Annotated in this window: 2 protein-coding genes; both read left to right on the top strand. The window is 56.6% G+C overall.

The features are described from left to right. On the top strand, window positions 1–455 hold a 455-nt coding region (locus ACTQ3K_RS12595; protein ID WP_441568233.1), incomplete at its 5' end, for a phage distal tail protein. Between the two features lie 6 nt (window positions 456–461). Continuing rightward, the coding region (locus ACTQ3K_RS12600) for a hypothetical protein (protein ID WP_441568234.1) at window positions 462–979 on the top strand (518 nt) is incomplete at its 3' end.

The raw sequence follows: 979 nt of genomic DNA on the forward strand, positions 1-979 counted from the left end.
TGGATCCTTTTTTCCAGTCTATCACCCGCACCGGAGTATCGATCATGACGCTGGTGGGCGGTTGGAAGTGGCCATTTACGCTGCCATTCAAACTGCGACAGTACGGTGAACTAAAAAAGAACATCTTAAACCCCGGAGATGTGGAAGCTCCGGTGGAGATCTATTTCCAGGGGCCAGCGGCCAGGCCGAAGATCATCAACCACCGGAGCGGGGAGTATATCCAGATCTCCAGAGACTTGACGGCATCCGAGACCCTGTACATCAACACCGGCGAGAGCGTTCCGGAGATCGAGATCCGGACAGAGGACAGTACCGAGGACGGATGGGCCTATGTGGATCCGGCCTCCGTGTTCTGGCGGTTAAAACCGGGCGACAACATGATCGAGTACAGTGCCGGAGCACTCAGGAGCAAAGGCGTGGAGGTCTTTTACCGGGCACGGTACTTAGGAATATAGGAGGATATGATGGCAAACAGTGGATTTTTTGACGGAGGGACTGAGTACGGGCAGGAGGATTTCAACCGGTACTTTGATAACCTCTTTTATTCGGGGGTGTCCATTGGGGACTCCGGGGACATGACGATGGGCGTCACGGCGGGCTCCGGCCAGATCACCGTAGCGCCGGGCTATGCGATCCTGAAAGGATTTTATTGTAACGTACCGGAAGCCAGGACTTTTACGGTGACGCCGGACAGTAACTATGACCGGATCGACCGAGTGGTGGTGCATGTCAACATGCTCACAGGCCCGGCGGAGCTGATGGTCATTAAGGGCACGCCCGGAAGCACTCCGGCACCTCCGGAACTCACGCGGGATGACAGCGTCCATGAGATCTCCCTGGCGCAGATCCGGATCACACCGGCGGGAGGAATCACAGTCACCGATGAGCGTGCCGATCAGAGCGTCTGCGGGGCAATCCGGCCTAAGAACATGACCGAGTATAAGGACATGGTAGCGGAGTATCAGAGGCAGTGGGATGC

Origin of the sequence: Candidatus Paralachnospira sp. LCP21S3_A2 (assembly GCF_052118925.1) — a bacterium.
Classification (GTDB): Bacteria; Bacillota; Clostridia; order Lachnospirales; family Lachnospiraceae; genus Lientehia.